The sequence below is a fragment of the Oceanicella sp. SM1341 genome, assembly GCF_003448965.1.
Classification (GTDB): domain Bacteria; phylum Pseudomonadota; class Alphaproteobacteria; order Rhodobacterales; family Rhodobacteraceae; genus Paroceanicella.
Map to the genome: position 1 here is coordinate 1 of NZ_QRGC01000004.1, position 15933 is coordinate 15933.

Consider the following 15933-nt stretch of genomic DNA (forward strand, 5'->3'; position numbering starts at 1 on the left):
ATGCCGCCGCCCGGGCCGCGCAGGCCCGCCGCGCGCGCGAGGCCGCCGAGCAGCTCGGCGCGCAGCTCACCCGCGCCGAAGCCCAGCAGCGCAGGCGCGACGATGCAAACGCCCGGCTGAAGGCCTCCGCCACCACCCCGGCCTGGCTGGAGAAGGTGACCGCCGCCGAGGCCCGCCTCGGCCAGGCGCAGGCCGCCCTGCGCGCCGGCGCCGCCACCGCGCGCATCACGTATGACGGCCCCGCGCGGGCGCTGCTCGACGGCGCAGAGCTGCCCGGCGACACGGAGACGCCGCTTGGCGAAACGGCGGTCTTCACGCTGCCCGGCATCGGCCGGCTCACCCTGCGCTCGGGCGAGGGCAGCGATGCCGGCGCCCTCGCGCGCGCGGCGGAGGCCGCCGCGGCCGAGCTCGCCACCCTGCTGCGCGCGGGCGGGGTCGGCAGCCTCGCCGAGGCCCGCACCGCAGCGCAGGCCCATGCCGAGGATCGCAGCGCCGCCGAGCTCGCCGGGGAGATGCTCAAGGCCCTCGCCCCCGAGGGCCTTGACCACCTGCGCGCCATGAAGGCCGAAGCCGAGGCGCAGGCAGGCACCGCCGATACCACCGAGCACCCGCCGCTCACCGAGCTCGAAGCCGCCCTCGAAGCCGCAACCGCTGCCGAGGACAGCGCCCGAGCCGCGCTCGACGCCGCGATGGCCGATCTCTCCCGTGCCCGCGAGGCTGCCGCCGCCGAGGGCAGCGCGCGTGACGCAGCCGCGCGCGAGACCGGGCGCGCAGCCGCGGCCGCCGGCCCCGAGGAGGGGCAGGAGGATCGCCGCACCGCTGCCGCCCGCGCGCTCGCCCTCGCCGAGGAGGCAGAGGCCGCCGCGCGCGAGCAGCTCGACACCCTGCGCCGCGACGCCCCCGACCTCGACACCCTGCGCGCCGACCTCACCCGCGCCCGGCAGGCGATCGACGGCGTGGCCGCACAGCGTGGCCGCCTGCGCGACACGCTGCTGCGCGCCACCGGCCACATCCGCGCGCTGGCCGATGGCGCCATCGAGGAGCGGCGCGACGAGCTCGCCGGCCGGCTCGACGCGGCACAGGCCCGCGCCGCCCGGCTGGAGGCGGAGGTGCGCGCCCTGCAGCGCCTGCGCACCGCGCTGGAGAGCACCCGCTCGGCCGCGCGCGACGCCTATTTCGGCCCGGTGCGCGACGAGCTGAAGCCGCTCCTGAACATCCTGCACGCGGAGGCGGAGCTGAGCTTCGACAGCGACAGCATGCTGCCCGCCGCCCTCACCCGCGGCGCGGCGGAGGAGGCCTTCGACACGCTCTCCGGCGGCACGCAGGAGCAGATCGCCATCCTCACCCGCCTCGCCTTCGCCCGGCTGTTCGCGCGGCAGGGGCGGGAGCTGCCGATCATCCTCGACGACGCGCTGGTCTATTCCGACGACAGCCGCATCGTGAAGATGTTCACCGCCCTCACCCGCGTCGCCTTCGACCAGCAGATCCTGGTGTTCTCCTGCCGCCAGCTCGCCTTCCAGGACCTCGGCGGCGCCCGCCCGCTCATCGAGGTGGCCGAGACGGCCTGAGGGCGCCGCCCCTCAGCGCGCGGCCAGAAACCCCTCGGCCATCATCCGGAAGGCGGCCTGGGCGCGGGGCAGGACCTCCGCCGGGTCGGGGCTTTCGGCCACCCAGAGCGCCGCGTTCAGCGCCGCGCCGTTGAGCAGGCGGGAGGCCGCCTCGATGTCCACGGGCCGCAGCGTGCCCTCGGCGAGAAGCTGGCTCACCGCCTCGCGCGTGGCCTCGAGGCAGCGGTTCTGGCTCGGCCATTGCGTGGGGTCACCGAGAAAGGCCGGCCCGTCGAGCAGCACGATGCGCCGCACCTCCGCGTCGAGCGCCATCCCGATATAGGCGCTGCCCTCGGCCAGCAGCCCCTCCCAGAGCGTGGGCGCCTTGCCGCCGAGCGCCCGGGCGCGGGCGGCCATGTCCTCGTCGATCTGGTCGACCACGGCGGCGAGCAGCCCGCGCTTGTCACCGAAATTATGGTAGAGCGCGCCGCGGGTGAGGCCCGCGGCCGCGGTGAGATCATCCATCGAGGTGGCCGAAAACCCGTGTTCGGCAAAGGCCTTGCGGGCCGAGGCCAAGAGCTTTGCCCGGGTTTCCTCCATCATCGCGGCGCGTGTCCTGGCGGCCATCGGAGCCTCCTTTTCCAGATACGTCGCGTATGCCAGTTGACATACGAGACGTATGTGCACATGTTTTCCATACGCGACGTATGTCAGTGCGGCGCGTCGGTCAAGACCGGGGGCAGGGCCCGCCGCCCGCGTCTTGTCCGCTTCCCCCCACGAGGCCGGCCCTGCCGGCGAGAAAGGACCCGACCCATGGCACAGAGCCAGACCGTATTTCCCGCCAACCGCAACGCGCTCTACGAGAAGCACCGCTATTCCGCCGCCATCCGCTCCGGCGACCTGCTCTTCGTCTCCGGCCAGGTGGGCAGCCGCGAGGACGGCTCGCCCGAGCCGACCTACGAGGGCCAGGTGAAGCGCGCCTTCGAGAACCTGCGCGCCGTGCTCGCCGCCGCCGGCTGCGGGCTGGAGGATATCGTGGACATCACCAGTTTCCACACCGACCCGGAAGCCCAGTTCCCCGCCTTCCTCGAGGAGAAGGACCGCGCCTTCCCCGCCGCCCCCTTCCCGAACTGGACCGCGATCGGGGTGACCTGGCTCGCCGGTTTCGACGTGGAGCTGAAGGTGATCGCCCGCATCCCGCAGGCGTGAGCGCATGAAAAAGGGCTCTCCCCCGGCCGGGGGGAGAGCCCGTCGCGAAAGGCCTGCGCTCAGTCGAGCGTGGCGAGCAGCCCGGCCATGATGCGGGTGCGCGGCACGATCATGTCGGCCTCGATATGCTCGGTGAGCGTGTGCAGCCCGTTGCCCCAGACCCCGAGATCGCAGAGCGAGGGGATGCGCAGTGCGCCGGTGAAGTTGGTGTCGGCCCCGCCGCCCTGGCTCGCATGCGGCATGTCGAGCCCGATCGCGGCCGAGATCGCCTTCGCCTTCTCGTAGAGCGCCATGGTCTCGGGCTGGCCGTCTTCCCAGATCGGCCGGGTGAAGGTGCGCTCCACGGTGAAGCTCACCCCGTTGCGCTCCCCCGCGAGGGCCAGCATCTTCTCCACGCCGGCGTCGAGATCACCTTGCGTCTTGGCCATGGAGAGACAATCGGCGGCGGCGTGGCTCGGCACGCAGTTCACCCATTGCCCGGAGGAGATGTTGTTGCACGAGAAGGTGCAGCTCTCCGAGGTCATCTCCTCGATCTCGATGATGCGCTTCGCGAGCTCGCGCACCGCCGACACCCCGTCCTTGAGCCGCGCGCCGGCGTGGCTGGGCTTGCCGGTGGCGGTGAGGCGGAAGCGCGCGATGGCATAGCGCCCGGTGCACACGCCGTTGTCGGGCAGGGAGGGCTCGGGGCAGAGCACGTATTTCGCCCGCTTCGCCTCGGTCTCGATCAGGGTGCGGGTGGAGGGGGTGCCCACCTCCTCGTCCGGGGTGAAGAGGAAGGTGACGGGGAGCTTCGTCTGCATGCCGGCGGCGAGGATGGCCTTCATCGCCGCAAGGGTGATGAAATTGCCGCCCTTCATGTCCTGGATGCCGGGGCCGTAGACGCGGCCGCCTTCGCGGCGGAAGGGGTTCTTCTCCAGCGTGCCGACGGGGTGCACGGTGTCGAAATGCCCGGTGATCATGATGCCGGGCTTGCCCATGTCGGGGTGCGGGAAGCGCGCGCGTACCGAGCCGCCGAAGCCCATGGAGCCGGGAATGCGCTCGATGAAGGCGCCGAGGTTGGCGCAATCCATCGCCACCATGTCCATCATCCGGTCCACGGCCGCCGCGTCCCATGTCGGGCTTTCGCATTCGATCCAGGGGCGCATGCCGTCGATGATCTCGTCGGTGTCGAAGGCGAGGTTCTGCCAGGTGCTCATGCGGCGGCTCCCCGGGTTTCGGCCAGGCGGGCGAGCAGGCTCGCCCCCACGGGCAGGATACCGTCATCGAGCACGAAGCCGGGGTTGTGCAGCGGCACGTCGCCGGCATGGCCCACGGTGCAATAGGCGCCGGGCACCACGCGCAGCATGTCGGCGAAATCCTCCGAGCCCATCACCAGCTCTTCCTTGATCGAGACATTCTCGGCCCCCACCAGCGGCGTGGCGGCGGCGGCGAGCTCGTCGGAGAGGGCGGCATCGTTCATCAGCACGTCGAAGACGTTGCGCAGGTCGAGCGCGATGTCGACACCGTAGGATTTCGCGGCCCCCTCGCAGAGCTCGGTCATCCGCTCGGAGATGAGATCGCCCACCGCGGTGTCGAAGTAGCGGATGGTGCCGGCGAGCGTCGCGGTGTTGGGGATCACGTTGTAGGCCGAGCCGGAGTGGATCTGCGTGACCGAGACCACGGCCGGTTTCGTCGGGTCGACGTTGCGCGAGACGATGGACTGGATCTGCCCCACGAGGGCGGAGGCGATCACCACGGGGTCTTTCGAGGCCTGCGGCATGGCGCCATGCGCGCCGCGCCCGGTGATGGTGATGTCGAAGAAGTTCGAGCCCGCCATCGCCGGCCCCGGCTTCACGCCGATCTTGTTGGGCGCGTGGTAGGGGGAGTTGTGCAGCCCGTAGATCTCGTCGCAGGGGAACTTGTCGAACAGCCCGTCGGCGAGCATGGCGCGCGCGCCGCCCAGGCCCTCCTCGGCGGGCTGGAAGATGAACACCACGGTGCCGGCGAAGTCCCTGGTCTCGGCGAGGTATTTCGCGGCGCCCAGCAGCATGGTGGTGTGGCCGTCATGGCCGCAGGCATGCATCACGCCGGGGGTTTTCGAGGCATAGGCGAGGTTGGTCTCCTCGTGGATCGGCAGGGCGTCCATGTCGGCGCGCAGGCCGATGGTGCGGCCCGGCTTCGTGCCCTTGAGCACGCCCACGACCCCGGTCTTGCCGAGGCCGGTGGTCACCTCGATGCCCCAGGATTTCAGCTTCTCGGCCACGATGCCGGAGGTGCGCACCTCCTCGAAGCCGAGCTCGGGGTGCTCGTGCAGGTCGCGGCGGATGGCGGTGAGTTCGTCGGCATATCCGGCGATACGGTCAATGACCGGCATTGCTTGTCTCCTTCGGGGAGGTCTGTTCTGCAGGTTGGAACACGGGCCCGTGCGGGCGCATGCGCAGCCCCGGGCGCAGGCGCGTCCAGGGCAGCAGTGCGGGGTCGACGGCCATCGGCCCCGGCGCCGCACACACGAGGATCTCCTCGGCGATGGGCGCGAAATCGGCGCGGAAATGCACCGAGGATTTCACCACGAGGAGCGGCTCCTCCTCCGGGATGATGCCCAGCGTGCGGAACATCTCCCGGTCGGCCATCTGCGCCTTGGCGGAGGTGAGCGCGATGCGCACATCCCCGATGCGCAGGCAGGCGGAAGGGCCCATGTTCATCATCCGGCCGAGGTAGTAGGGCCCCTTGGCGAGGAACGCGCCATCGGTGAGCGCCTCCACCACGAACTCGGCCTCCAGCGGCGCATCGCCCGGGATGGCGGATTTCGCCCCGAGCGACAGGCGCACCGTGGCGCCCAGCCCGGCGGCATGGGCGGCGCGGGCGCTCTCGGGGTCGTAGAGATTGCCGATCGCCGCCCGGCCGCCCTCGGCGATGAGGGCGCGCAGCATGCCGGTGGTGTCGCTGTCGGCCCCCGCGCCGGGGTTGTCCTGCGTGTCCGACAGGATCACCGGGCGGGAGGCGCCGGCGGCGAGGCGGCGGGCCTCGGCGATGCCCTCCTCGGGCGTGTAGACCCGGCCGGCGAAGGCGGCCTCGGCGGCCTCCACCGCCTTCATCATCTCGCGCGCCGCGGTGTCGGCGCCCGCACCATAGGCGAGCACGGTCATGCCGCAGCCGGGGAAATCGGCGGCGGGGAAGCCCATGTTGAAGCTCATGGTGAGCTGGTCGCGCGCCAGCTCCTCCATCTTCGCGTAGAGGCCCTTCGCCGGCTCCATGTCAGTGCACTGCCAGGCGATGGCGGTGAGGAAGGGCGCCTCGAGAAACGCCTTGCCGGGACGCGAGCCGGTGCCGATCATCGTGGCGAGCGCCGCCGCGCCGCGCCGGCCGGTCTCGGCCATGTCGACATGCGGGTAGGTGCGGTAGCTCTCCAGCACGTCCGCGGTCTCCACCATCAGGGGTGTCACGTTGGCGTGCAGGTCGAGCGCCACCACCACCGGCATGTCCGGGCCGACGATCTCGCGCAGGCGGCGCAGCAGCTCGCCCTCGCCGTCGTCGAGATGCTCGGTCACCATCGCGCCGTGCAGGTCGAGGAAGATGCCGTCGAGCGGCAGGGCGGCCTCGATCAGCTCCAGCATCCGGGCGGAGATGCGCTCGAAGGCGTCTTCCGTCACGTGGGCGGAGGGGGAAGTGGCGCACCACAGGGTGGGGATCATGTCCCAGCCCCGGGCCTCGCCGGCCTCGATGGCGCCGGCGATGGCGGCATTCATGCCGCGCGCCCGGCCGAGGATCGCCTCGCCCTCCACCATGCGGCCGGAGCCGCCGCCGGAGGCGAAGTCCTCGTAGGTGGCCTTGGAGGGGCCGAAGGTGTTGGTCTCGTGGAGAAAGCCGCCGACGGCGATGCGCGGGGCGGTGGATGGGGCAGGCATGCAGCTCTCCTTCAGGCCGCGCTGACGGGCGCGAACGCGGCGAAATCCCAGTGACGGCCCGGCGCCGCCTCGAGCAGGGCGCGGGTGTACTCGTGGCGCGGATTGCCCAGCACGGTGGCGGTGTCGCCGATCTCCACCACCTCGCCGCGCCGCATCACCGCCACGTCGTCGCAGATCTGGGCGGCCACGCGCAAGTCATGCGTGATGAAGAGAATGGCGATGCCCATGCGCTCCTGCACTTCCGCGAGCAGGTCGAGCACCTGTGCCTGCACGGAGACATCGAGGGCGGAGACCGCCTCGTCCGCCACCAGCAGGTCGGGCTCCATGGCGAGCGCCCGGGCGATGGCGATGCGCTGGCGCTGGCCGCCGGAGAACTGGTGCGGGTAGCGCGCGGCGGCGGTGCGCGGCAGGCCCACGAGCTCGAGCAGCTCCTCGGCCCGGGCGCGGGCCTTTGCACGCGGCGTGCCGTAGTTCACCGGCCCCTCCATGATGCTCTCGGCAACGGTGATGCGCGGGTTGAGCGAGCGGTAGGGGTCCTGGAAGACCATCTGCAGCTTCTTGCGATAGGGCTTCATGCCGGTGCGCGAGAGGGTGGCGATGTCGTGCCCCGCCACGCGGATGCCGCCGGCGCTGGGGTCGATCAGCCGCATCACGCAGCGCGCGACCGTGCTCTTGCCCGAGCCGCTCTCGCCCACGATGCCCAGCGTGCGGCCGGCGCGCAGGGTGAAGTTCACGTCGTTCGCCGCCAGCGTCTCGGGGGATTTCGACAGGAACCCGCCGCCGCCATAGCGCTTCACCAGCTCGGTCACCTGCAGCACCGTGCGGTCGGAGGCAAAGCTGCGCGCCGCCCGCGGCGTCAGCGAGGGCACGGCGGAGAGCAGCTTGCGGGTGTACTCCTCGCGCGGGCTGCGCAGCAGCGTGTCCACCGGCGCGCTCTCCACCATGTCGCCGCGGTTCATCACGTAGACCCGGTGCGCGATCTCCGAGACCACGCCCATGTCATGGGTGATGAACAGCACCGCGGTGCCGTGCTTCTCCTGCAACTCCTTGATGAGAAACAGGATCTGCTTCTGGGTGGTGACATCGAGCGCGGTGGTGGGCTCATCGGCGATGAGCAGCTTCGGCTCCAGCACCAGCGCCATGGCGATCATGATGCGCTGGCGCTGGCCACCGGAGAGCTGGTGCGGGTAGGAGCCGGCGATGCGCGCGACATCGGGCAGGCCCACCTGGGTGAGCATGTCCATCACCTTCGCGTGGCACTCGGCGTTGGAGAGCTTCGTGTGGGCCTTGAGCACCTCGGTGATCTGGTCGCCCACCTTCATCACCGGGTTGAGCGCGGTCATCGGCTCCTGGAAGATCATCGACATGCGGGTGGCGCGCAGGTCTCGCAGCCGCGCGGCGGAGCAGGCGAGCAGGTCCTCGCCCTCCAGCCGGATGGCGCCGCCCACCGGCTTCAGCGAGCCCTTGGGCAGCAGCCCCATGGTGGCGAGCGAGGTGACGGACTTGCCCGAGCCGCTCTCCCCCACGAGGCACACGGTCTCGCCCTCGCTGATGGTGAGCGAGATGCCGCGCACCACCTCCGCGCCGCCGGGGGCGTCCACGGCCACGCGCAGGTTCTCGACGTTGAGCACTTCGGCCATGGCTCAGTCCTTCCTCTTGCCCATGCGGGGGTCGAGCACGTCACGCGCCGCGTCGCCCAGCAGGTTGATCGACAGGATGCACAGCGACAGCGCCAGCCCCGGCCACAGGATGAGCGAGGGCTTGAGCTGGAAGTAGATCCGCGCCTCGGCCATGATGTTGCCCCAGGTCGGGGTTTCGGTGGAGACACCGGCGCCGAGGAAGCTCAGGATCGCCTCGGTGAGGATGGCGGAGGCACACACGTAGGTGGCCTGCACGGTGAGCGGCGCGAAGGTGTTGGGCATCAGGTGGCGCCAGAGGATGCGCGGCATCGAGGTGCCGAGCGAGAGCGCCGCCTCCACGTAGGGTTCCTCGCGCGCCGAGAGCACGATGGAGCGCACCAGCCGCACCACGCGGGGGATCTCGGGGATGGTGATCGCGGCCATCACGGTCCAGATGCTCGCGCCGAAGAGCGAGACGATGGCGATGGCGAGCAGCACCGAGGGCATGGCCATCAGCCCGTCCATGATGCGCATCACGATGGCATCCGCCACCCGGAAGAAGCCGGAGACGAGGCCGATGGCGAGCCCCAGCACCACGGCGAGCACCGTGACACCGAGCCCGATGATCAGCGAGATGCGCGCGCCGTAGATCACCCGCGAGAGCAGGTCGCGGCCGTAGGCGTCGGTGCCGAGCGGGAAATCGGCCGAGGGCGGCTTGAGGCGCAGCACCGGGTTCTGGGCGATGGGGTCATGCGGGGTGATCTGGGGTGCGAAGATCGCGGCGAGCACGATCAGCAGCAGCACCACCGCGGCGATGATCGGCGCGAGCCCGAAGCCCGCCCCGGCGAGTTTGCCGGTGGGCAGGCGCAGGCCCGCGCGAATGGGCGTGGTGTCGGCCATCAGTAGCGGATCCTCGGGTCGAGCAGGGTGTAGGACAGGTCGATCAGCAGGTTCACCGCGACATAGATGCCCGAGGTGAGCAGGATCAGCGCCTGGATCACCGGGTAGTCGCGCGCGAAGATGCTGTCGACGGTGAGCCGGCCGAGGCCGGGGATGTTGAACACGCTCTCGGTCACCACCACGCCGGAGATGAGCAGCGCGAAGCCGGTGCCGATCACGGTCATCACCGGCACGGCGGCGTTGCGCAGCGCGTGGCGGAACAGCACCCGGCGCTCGGCGAGGCCCTTGGCGCGGGCGGTGCGCACGTAATCCTCGTTGAGCACGTCGAGCAGGCTCGCGCGGGTCATGCGGGCGATGAGGGCGATGTAGATCGAGGCGAGGGTGAGTGCCGGCAGCACGGCGCGGATGGCGAAGCCGCCGAAATCGCCGCTCGGGGCCTTGTAGCCCTGCACCGGCACCCAGCGCAGGTCGATGGCGAAGAGCTTGATGAGCAGGTAGCCGATCACGAAGACCGGGATGGAGAAGCCCAGCACCGAGAAGGTCATCACGATGTGGTCCACCCAGGTGCGGTGGCGCCAGGCGGCGAGCACGCCCATCGGCACGGCGATGATCACCGAGAGGGTGATGGTGATGAGCGCGATCCAGATGGTGGGCCACATGCGGTCCTCCACCAGCTCGATCACCGGCTTGTTGGAGATCAGCGAGGTGCCGAAATCGCCCTGCAGGATGCGGCCCATCCAGCTCAGGAACTGCACGTGCAGCGGGTCGTTGAGGCCGAGCGTGTCGCGGATGCGCTCGAGCTGGGCCGGGGTGGCCATGTCGCCGGCGATGATCGCGGCGGGGTCACCGGGCGTGAGCCGCAGCAGCAGGAAGACGAATACCGCCACGACGAGCATCACGGGGATGGCAGCCAGGACGCGGCGGACGAAATAGACGGGCATGGCTTTCCCCTCCGTCGGAAGTGGCCCCGGGCGGGGCATGGCCGGCCCGGGGGAAATCAGCAGGGAAGGGCGCGGCTCAGTCGGCCGCCTTCTCCACACCCCAGAACACCGGGAAGGGCGCGTCGGAGACACCGGAGAGCGAGGCGCCCCAGGCGGAGGGCGAGTTGTACTGGCCGAGATGGATGTAGTTCACGTTTTCCATCACATGGGCCTGGATCTTCTGCGCCACGGCCTTCTGGGCGTCGAGCTCGGAGGCGGCGGCGTATTCGCCGAGCAGGCTCTCGATCTCGGGGTCGCTCGGCCAGCCGAACCAGGCGTCGTCGCCGCGGCCGTTGAGCATGATGTTGGCGAGCGGGTTCGACACCTCGGGCACGATCCAGTTGGTGAAGAACAGGTTCCAGCCGCCCTCGGAGGGCTTGGCCTGGCTCGCGCGGCGGGTGACGAGGGTCTGCCAGTCCATCGGCTGCATGTCGACGGTGAAGCCCGCGGCGCGCAGCGCCTGGGCGGCCACGATCGGCTGGGCGGTGAGGGTGACCACGTCGGTGGGCTGCATCAGCACCACCGGGGTGCCGTCATAGCCGGCCTCCTCGAGCAGCGCCTTCGCGCCCTCGATGTCGCCGCCCGAGGTGAGCGTGTCGGAGCCGTCGGCGAATTCGAGCGGCGTGCCGCAGCCGAAGATCGCGCCGCAGACGGTGAAGTACTCGGGGTTGCCGATCAGCGCGGTGAGCACGTCCTCCTGGCTCAGCGCCATCAGGGCCGCCTTGCGGATCTTGGGGTCGTCGAACGGCGGGTAGAGGAAGTTCATCCGCCCGATGGTGACCGAGCCGAGCTTGGCGAGCACTTCGGTCTCCACCGTGTCCATGCCCTCGAGCAGCGGCAGCAGGTCGACCGGCACGGCCTCCATGTAGTCGATCTCGCCGTTCATCAGCGCATTGATCGAGGTCTGGGCGTCGGGCATGGTCACCCATTCCACCCGGTCGACCTTCACGTCCTTCGCACCCGAGAACCAGCTCTGCGGGCCCTCGGCCGGCACGTAATCCTCGAACTTCTCGTAGACCACCTTCACGCCGGGCTGGAACTCGTCCTCGACGAACCTGAACGGGCCGGAGCCGACATATTCGGTGATCGCCTGGTCGGCCGGGGTGCTGGCGATGCGCTCGGGCATCATGAACAGCGCGAGGCCGGAGGGCTTGGACATCGCCTGCAGCGTGTAGGGGAAGGGCTCCTTGAGCTTCAGGGCGAAGCTCTTGTCGCCGGTGGCCTCCAGGCTCTCCATGCGGTCGGCGATCATCTGGCCGCCGCCGTCGCGCACCATCCAGCGCTTGATGGAGGCGATGCAGTCGGCCGGGGTCACGTCGCCGCCGTCATGCCACTTCAGCCCGTCGCGCAGGGTGAAGGTGTAGGTGAGCCCGTCCTCGGACATCTCCGCCGAGGCCATCTGCGGCGTGACCTCGAAATCCGAGTTCATCGCCAGCAGCGTGTCGTAGATCATGAAGGCGTTGTCGCGCGTGATATGCGCGGTGGTGATCACCGGGTCGAGCACGCGCAGGCCCGAATGCATCACCGCGGTGATGGTCTGGGCCGAGGCCGGGGCCGCGAGGCCGAGGGCCACCGCGGCCGCCGCCACGAGCCCCTTTGGCCGGATCGAGCTGAAAGCGTTCATGAGTTCTCCTTCCTGCTGGGAAAACGACAGGATCTTGCACCGGCCCGCAGACCGGTCCTTTTCGGCTGTCCTGTCTTGTTGCGCCCGAGCCTAGCAGCACGTCACAGCGGCGAAACTAAAATTTAATTATTTTTGCGAATACGATTATTAAAGCCTGCAATTTGTGCAGCTGCCCGGCAGTCCGCACGCGCCGTATGCAATCGGACCGCGATACGGCCCGATTGCGCGCACATGCGGCCCCATCGCAGGGGTGCAAGGCTTGACGGGATGCCGAGCCGGGGCGCAGCATGCGGCCTCCGGGGTGGACGCGCGCCCGCGCGCGCGCCGCCCCGCTTCCCGTTTGCTTCCAAGGAGTTTGCCCCGTGGCCCTCGACAAGACCCTGCGCGACACCATCGAAGACGCCGTCTCGGCCGGTTTCGACGAGCAGATCGCCTTCACCTCCGCCCTCGTGGCCTGCGCCTCCCAGCGCGGCGAGGAGCACACCGTGCAGGACCTGATCTTCCGCACCCTCAAGGCGCGCGGCTACGCGATGGACCGCTTCGAGATGGACCGCGAGGCGCTCGCCCGCCACCCCGGGGCGGGGCGCTGGTCGGACACGCATTCCGAGGCGCCCATCGTGGTGGGCATCCACCGCCCGAGGCAGGAGACCGGGCGCTCCGTCATCCTGCAGGGCCACGTGGACGTGGTGCCCACGGGCCCCGAGCACATGTGGACCCACCCGCCCTACGAGGCCACCATCGAGGGCGACTGGATGTACGGCCGCGGCGCGGGCGACATGAAATCCGGCTTCGCCTGCCTGATCGGCGCGCTCGACGCGCTGCGCGCCGCGGGCTACCAGCCGGCGGGCACCTGCTACGTGCAGTCCGTGGTGGAGGAGGAGAGCACCGGCGACGGCGCGCTGATGACCCATCTGCGCGGCTACAAGGCCGATGCCGCGCTGATCCCCGAGCCCACCGGCGAGAGCCTCGCCCGCGCCAACGTGGGCGTGCTGTGGTTCCAGGTGGCGGTGGAGGGCTTCCCCGTGCACGTGCAGGAGATGGGCAACGGCGCCAACGCGATCGACGCGGCGATGCGCGTCACCGCCTCGCTGCGCGAGCTGGAGGCGGCCTGGAACGCCCGCAAGGACGAGCACCCGCTCTTCGCCGGGTTCGACCACCCGCTGAACCTCAACATCGGCAAGATCGCCGGCGGCGACTGGGCCTCCTCCGTGCCCTGCTGGGCGACGATCGACTACCGCATCTCGCTGCTGCCGGGCTGGAACGCGGCCGAGTGCGCGAAGGAGATCGAGGACCATATCGCCGCCTTCGCCCGCGCCGACAGCTACCTTGCCAACAACCTGCCGAAGGTGACCTTCAACGGCTTCTTCGCCGAAGGCTACGTGCAGCCCGAGGGCACCGAGGCCGAGGCGGTGCTCGCGCGCGCGCACGAATCCGCCATGGGCGAGCCGCTGGGCGCACATGCCATGCTCGCCTATCTCGACGCGCGGGTCTACGCGCTGTTCGACGGCATCCCGACCCTGTGCTACGGGCCGAAGAGCCGCGCGAGCCACGGGTTCGACGAGAGCGTGAGCCTGTCCTCGCTCAAGCGCACCACGCTCTCCATCGCGCTGTTCATCGCCGAGTGGTGCGGGCTGGAGCCGGTGGAGGGCTGACCCTCACGGCGTGCCGCGGGGTGACCGGCGCCTCGGGGGGCATCGAGCCCCCCTCGGCGCCTGGCCGCTTGCCGCGGCCGCCAGGCCCGGCGGAGGCGCGGGCACCGTCCGCCCGGCGGCGGCCGCACCGCCGGCACCGGGGCCGGTCCGCCACCGCCACGCCAGCCGCGGCTGCGTGATCGCGGCTGCGGGTGGCCCCGGGTTCAGGCCGGGGAGATGCCCACCACGGCACCGGCGGAAAAGATCTCGGTGAGGCCGGCCGCGAGCTCGGCCTCGCCGCCGCCCGCGGCCGCGGCTGCCTCGCCCAGCGTGCCGCCGGCGGCGAGCAGCTTCAGGAAGGCCGCGCGGGCAGGCGGGATCACCCGGGTCTGCACCTCCCAGTCCGGGCGGATGACGAGGGCGGTCTCGGCCCGCGCCATGTCGGGCTGCGAGGGTTCGGCGCGGCCCGTGGTCTCGGCCCAGATGGTCACCACCGGCCAGTCCGCCTCCACCAGCGCCAGCGAGGGATGCAGCGTGAGGCGCAGCGCGCCGAGCGCCCGGGGCGCGTAGCGGCCGAGGGCGGCGAGGGCGAGGGGCTCGGCATCGGCGGCATGGTACGCGCGCAACCGCGCCCATTCCAGCCGCGCCACCGCCTCGAGCCAGGGATAGCGGGCGAGCGGCGGGAAGCCCGCCACGAAGCCGGCCATCTCCGCCCCGTATTCATGCATCACCGGGCTTTCCGGCGGGTGGGCGTGCAGCACCTCCTGGCACATCGCCTCGAAGAAGCGCGGGCCGGTGAGGGCGCGCAGGGCGGGGTAGGTGGCCGCGAGCGCCCGGCAGCCGGAGGCCCGCACGTTGTTGCGCCACACGGCGAAGCCGGCGGCGGCGGCAGGGGGCGGCAGAGCGGGGTCGCGCAGGGCGGCCGCGGCGAGGGCTTCGAAGCTGGTGCCGCGGGCGCTCCCGGCGGTCTCGCCTTGCGCCGCGCTGCCCGCAGGGCCGCTTCCAGCCGCGTCTCCGGCCACAATTGCGGGCCCGTCACCGGCCCCGTCTTCGGTCCCGTCGCGCATGGTCATCGCGGCGCGCCGGCGGCGCCGAGCGCCGGGGCGCGCGCATCGGCCGGGGCCGCGGCCTCGGCCAGCAGCCGGTCGACCGTGGCCGCCTCGGCGGCGAGCACCGGCCAGGCGGGGATGTCGGCATCCCATTCCACCAGCGTGGCAACCGGGCCGGTGCGGGCGATCACCCGGGCGAAGAGCTGCCACACCGCCTCGGCCACCGGCCGGTCGTGGGTGTCGACGAGCAGGCGCGTGCCGTCGGCCGCGACATCCACGCAATGGCCGGCGAGGTGGATCTCGCCCACCTGCGAGAGCGGCAGCGCGTCGAGCCAGGCAAGCGCATCGAACCCCAGGTTCGTGGCGGAGATGTGCAGGTTGTTCACGTCGAGCAGCAGGCCGCAGCCGGTGCGCCGCGCCACGGCGGCAAGGAACTCGGGCTCGGGGATCTCGGAGCCGGGGATCACCGCGTAGGCCGTGGGGTTCTCCAGCAGCATGCGCATCCCCAGCGCCTCCTGCACCTGGTCGACATGGGCGCAGATGCGCGCGAGGGCGGTCTCGGTGTAGGGCAGGGGGAGGAGGTCGTGAAACGCCGTGCCCTCGTGCGTGGACCAGGCGAGATGCTCGGAGAAGCTCTCGGGGCGGTAGCGGCGCACCAGCTCGGCCAGCCGGGCGAGATGGCCCGTATCGAGCGCCCCCTCGCCGCCGATCGACAGGCCCACCCCGTGGAGCGACAGCGGGTAGGCCTCGCGCAGGGCGGTGAGCAGGCGGTGCGGCGGGCCGCCCGCACCCATGTAGTTCTCCGCATGCACCTCGAACCAACCCACGTCCGGCCGCCCGGCGAGAATGCCCCGGGCATGCTCGTGGCGGAAGGAGACGCCGGCGCGGGCGGGCAGGGTGGCCATGCGGGTCAGCTGTTCCCTTCGCCGGGTTCGGGGAGGTCCCGGTCCAGCGGCTCGAGCGAGCCGCGGCGGGTGCCGTACATCATGTAGTCGGCGTTGGCGCCGGGGGCGCCGTATTTCAGGCAGTCGCCCTCGGGCACCCATTTCCAGGCATTGCCCTGGAAATGCACGGTGGAGGTGCCGGCGCAATTGGTGCCGGGGCCGGCCGCGCAGTCGTTCTGCCCGGCAAGGGAGATGCCGAAGCACTGCTCCTTGTCCTTCATCGGCGGCGTGGCGGAGGCGGCGCCGGCAAGGGCCGTGGCCACGGCGCTGGCCAGCAGGGCGGTGTTGGTGGCGGAGCTTCGGCTGCTCATGGTCTGCTTGATCCCTCGGATGTCTGCCAAACGCACCGGGCCCCGAAACCCGGGCCCGGGCGGGAGCGCGGGGGCGGTGCGGGCCTTCACGCGCGCCGGCGATGTCTCGCCGCGGCGCCCGGGGGCCGTCTGCTCCGCGCTGTCCCTGCCTTTATGTGCTGCAACTGCGTCCATGGTCAACGTCCCTCGCTTTCGCGCGCGAAACCGTGACCGGGAAATGTGGAATTTCCGTGGC

Annotated in this window: 14 protein-coding genes; 3 read left to right on the plus strand and 11 right to left on the minus strand. The window is 71.0% G+C overall.

Annotated elements, in window-relative coordinates; all coding sequences use genetic code 11:
- A partial coding sequence (locus D3P35_RS05290) for an ATP-binding protein (RefSeq protein ID WP_370030223.1) occupies positions 1-1568 on the plus strand: 1568 nt, incomplete at its 5' end.
- Between the two features lie 12 nt (positions 1569-1580).
- On the opposite strand, the gene D3P35_RS05295 is transcribed toward D3P35_RS05290, so the two are convergent.
- A complete protein-coding gene (locus D3P35_RS05295) occupies positions 1581-2174 on the minus strand; it encodes a TetR/AcrR family transcriptional regulator (protein WP_118133435.1) in 594 nt (197 codons plus the stop codon).
- Between the two features lie 186 nt (positions 2175-2360).
- On the opposite strand from D3P35_RS05295, the gene D3P35_RS05300 reads away from it, so the two are divergent.
- Complete coding sequence (locus tag D3P35_RS05300) at positions 2361-2756, plus strand: RidA family protein (protein WP_118133436.1); 396 nt, start codon at positions 2361-2363, stop codon at positions 2754-2756.
- A 59-nt stretch (positions 2757-2815) separates the two neighbouring features.
- Here D3P35_RS05300 and D3P35_RS05305 read toward each other — a convergent pair whose 3' ends face one another.
- The 7 genes from D3P35_RS05305 to D3P35_RS05335 form a co-directional block, all read right to left on the minus strand.
- The gene (locus tag D3P35_RS05305) at positions 2816-3952 is read right to left on the minus strand and encodes a M20/M25/M40 family metallo-hydrolase (protein ID WP_118133437.1); all 1137 of its coding nucleotides are present in this window, start codon (positions 3950-3952) and stop codon (positions 2816-2818) included.
- Positions 3949-5109, minus strand: a complete 1161-nt coding sequence (locus D3P35_RS05310) for a M20 aminoacylase family protein (RefSeq protein ID WP_118133438.1) — start codon at positions 5107-5109, stop codon at positions 3949-3951. The genes D3P35_RS05305 and D3P35_RS05310 overlap by 4 nt, the downstream gene beginning before the upstream one ends.
- A complete protein-coding gene (locus tag D3P35_RS05315; RefSeq protein ID WP_118133439.1) occupies positions 5096-6640 on the minus strand; it encodes a M81 family metallopeptidase in 1545 nt (514 codons plus the stop codon). Before D3P35_RS05315 ends, D3P35_RS05310 begins: the two co-directional genes overlap by 14 nt.
- An 11-nt stretch (positions 6641-6651) precedes the next feature.
- A complete protein-coding gene (locus tag D3P35_RS05320) occupies positions 6652-8280 on the minus strand; it encodes an ABC transporter ATP-binding protein (RefSeq protein WP_118133440.1) in 1629 nt (542 codons plus the stop codon).
- A gap of 3 nt (positions 8281-8283) precedes the next feature.
- A complete protein-coding gene (locus D3P35_RS05325) occupies positions 8284-9159 on the minus strand; it encodes an ABC transporter permease (RefSeq protein WP_118133441.1) in 876 nt (291 codons plus the stop codon).
- On the minus strand, positions 9159-10100 hold the full coding sequence (locus tag D3P35_RS05330; protein WP_118133442.1) for an ABC transporter permease: 942 nt from the start codon (positions 10098-10100) through the stop codon (positions 9159-9161). Before D3P35_RS05330 ends, D3P35_RS05325 begins: the two co-directional genes overlap by 1 nt.
- Before the next feature lie 76 nt (positions 10101-10176).
- Positions 10177-11763 carry an ABC transporter substrate-binding protein gene (locus D3P35_RS05335; RefSeq protein ID WP_118133443.1) on the minus strand — a complete coding sequence of 529 codons (1587 nt, stop codon included), beginning with the start codon at positions 11761-11763 and terminating at the stop codon, positions 10177-10179.
- A gap of 362 nt (positions 11764-12125) precedes the next feature.
- Between D3P35_RS05335 and D3P35_RS05340 the strand changes: the two genes are divergently transcribed.
- Positions 12126-13415 carry an ArgE/DapE family deacylase gene (locus tag D3P35_RS05340; protein ID WP_118133444.1) on the plus strand — a complete coding sequence of 430 codons (1290 nt, stop codon included), beginning with the start codon at positions 12126-12128 and terminating at the stop codon, positions 13413-13415.
- Between the two features lie 203 nt (positions 13416-13618).
- Here the strand turns inward: D3P35_RS05340 and D3P35_RS05345 are convergent, their stop codons facing one another.
- From D3P35_RS05345 to D3P35_RS05355, 3 genes are read right to left on the minus strand one after another with little or no spacing between them, the layout of a single operon-like run.
- Positions 13619-14467 carry a DNA-binding domain-containing protein gene (locus D3P35_RS05345; protein WP_118133445.1) on the minus strand — a complete coding sequence of 283 codons (849 nt, stop codon included), beginning with the start codon at positions 14465-14467 and terminating at the stop codon, positions 13619-13621.
- Positions 14464-15348: a DUF692 domain-containing protein gene (locus D3P35_RS05350; protein ID WP_118133446.1), complete on the minus strand. Its 885-nt coding sequence runs from the start codon at positions 15346-15348 to the stop codon at positions 14464-14466. The genes D3P35_RS05345 and D3P35_RS05350 overlap by 4 nt, the downstream gene beginning before the upstream one ends.
- Before the next feature lie 5 nt (positions 15349-15353).
- Positions 15354-15698, minus strand: coding sequence for a DUF2282 domain-containing protein (locus D3P35_RS05355; protein ID WP_118133447.1), 345 nt, complete (start codon positions 15696-15698; stop codon positions 15354-15356).
- Positions 15699-15933: the final 235 nt, after the last annotated feature.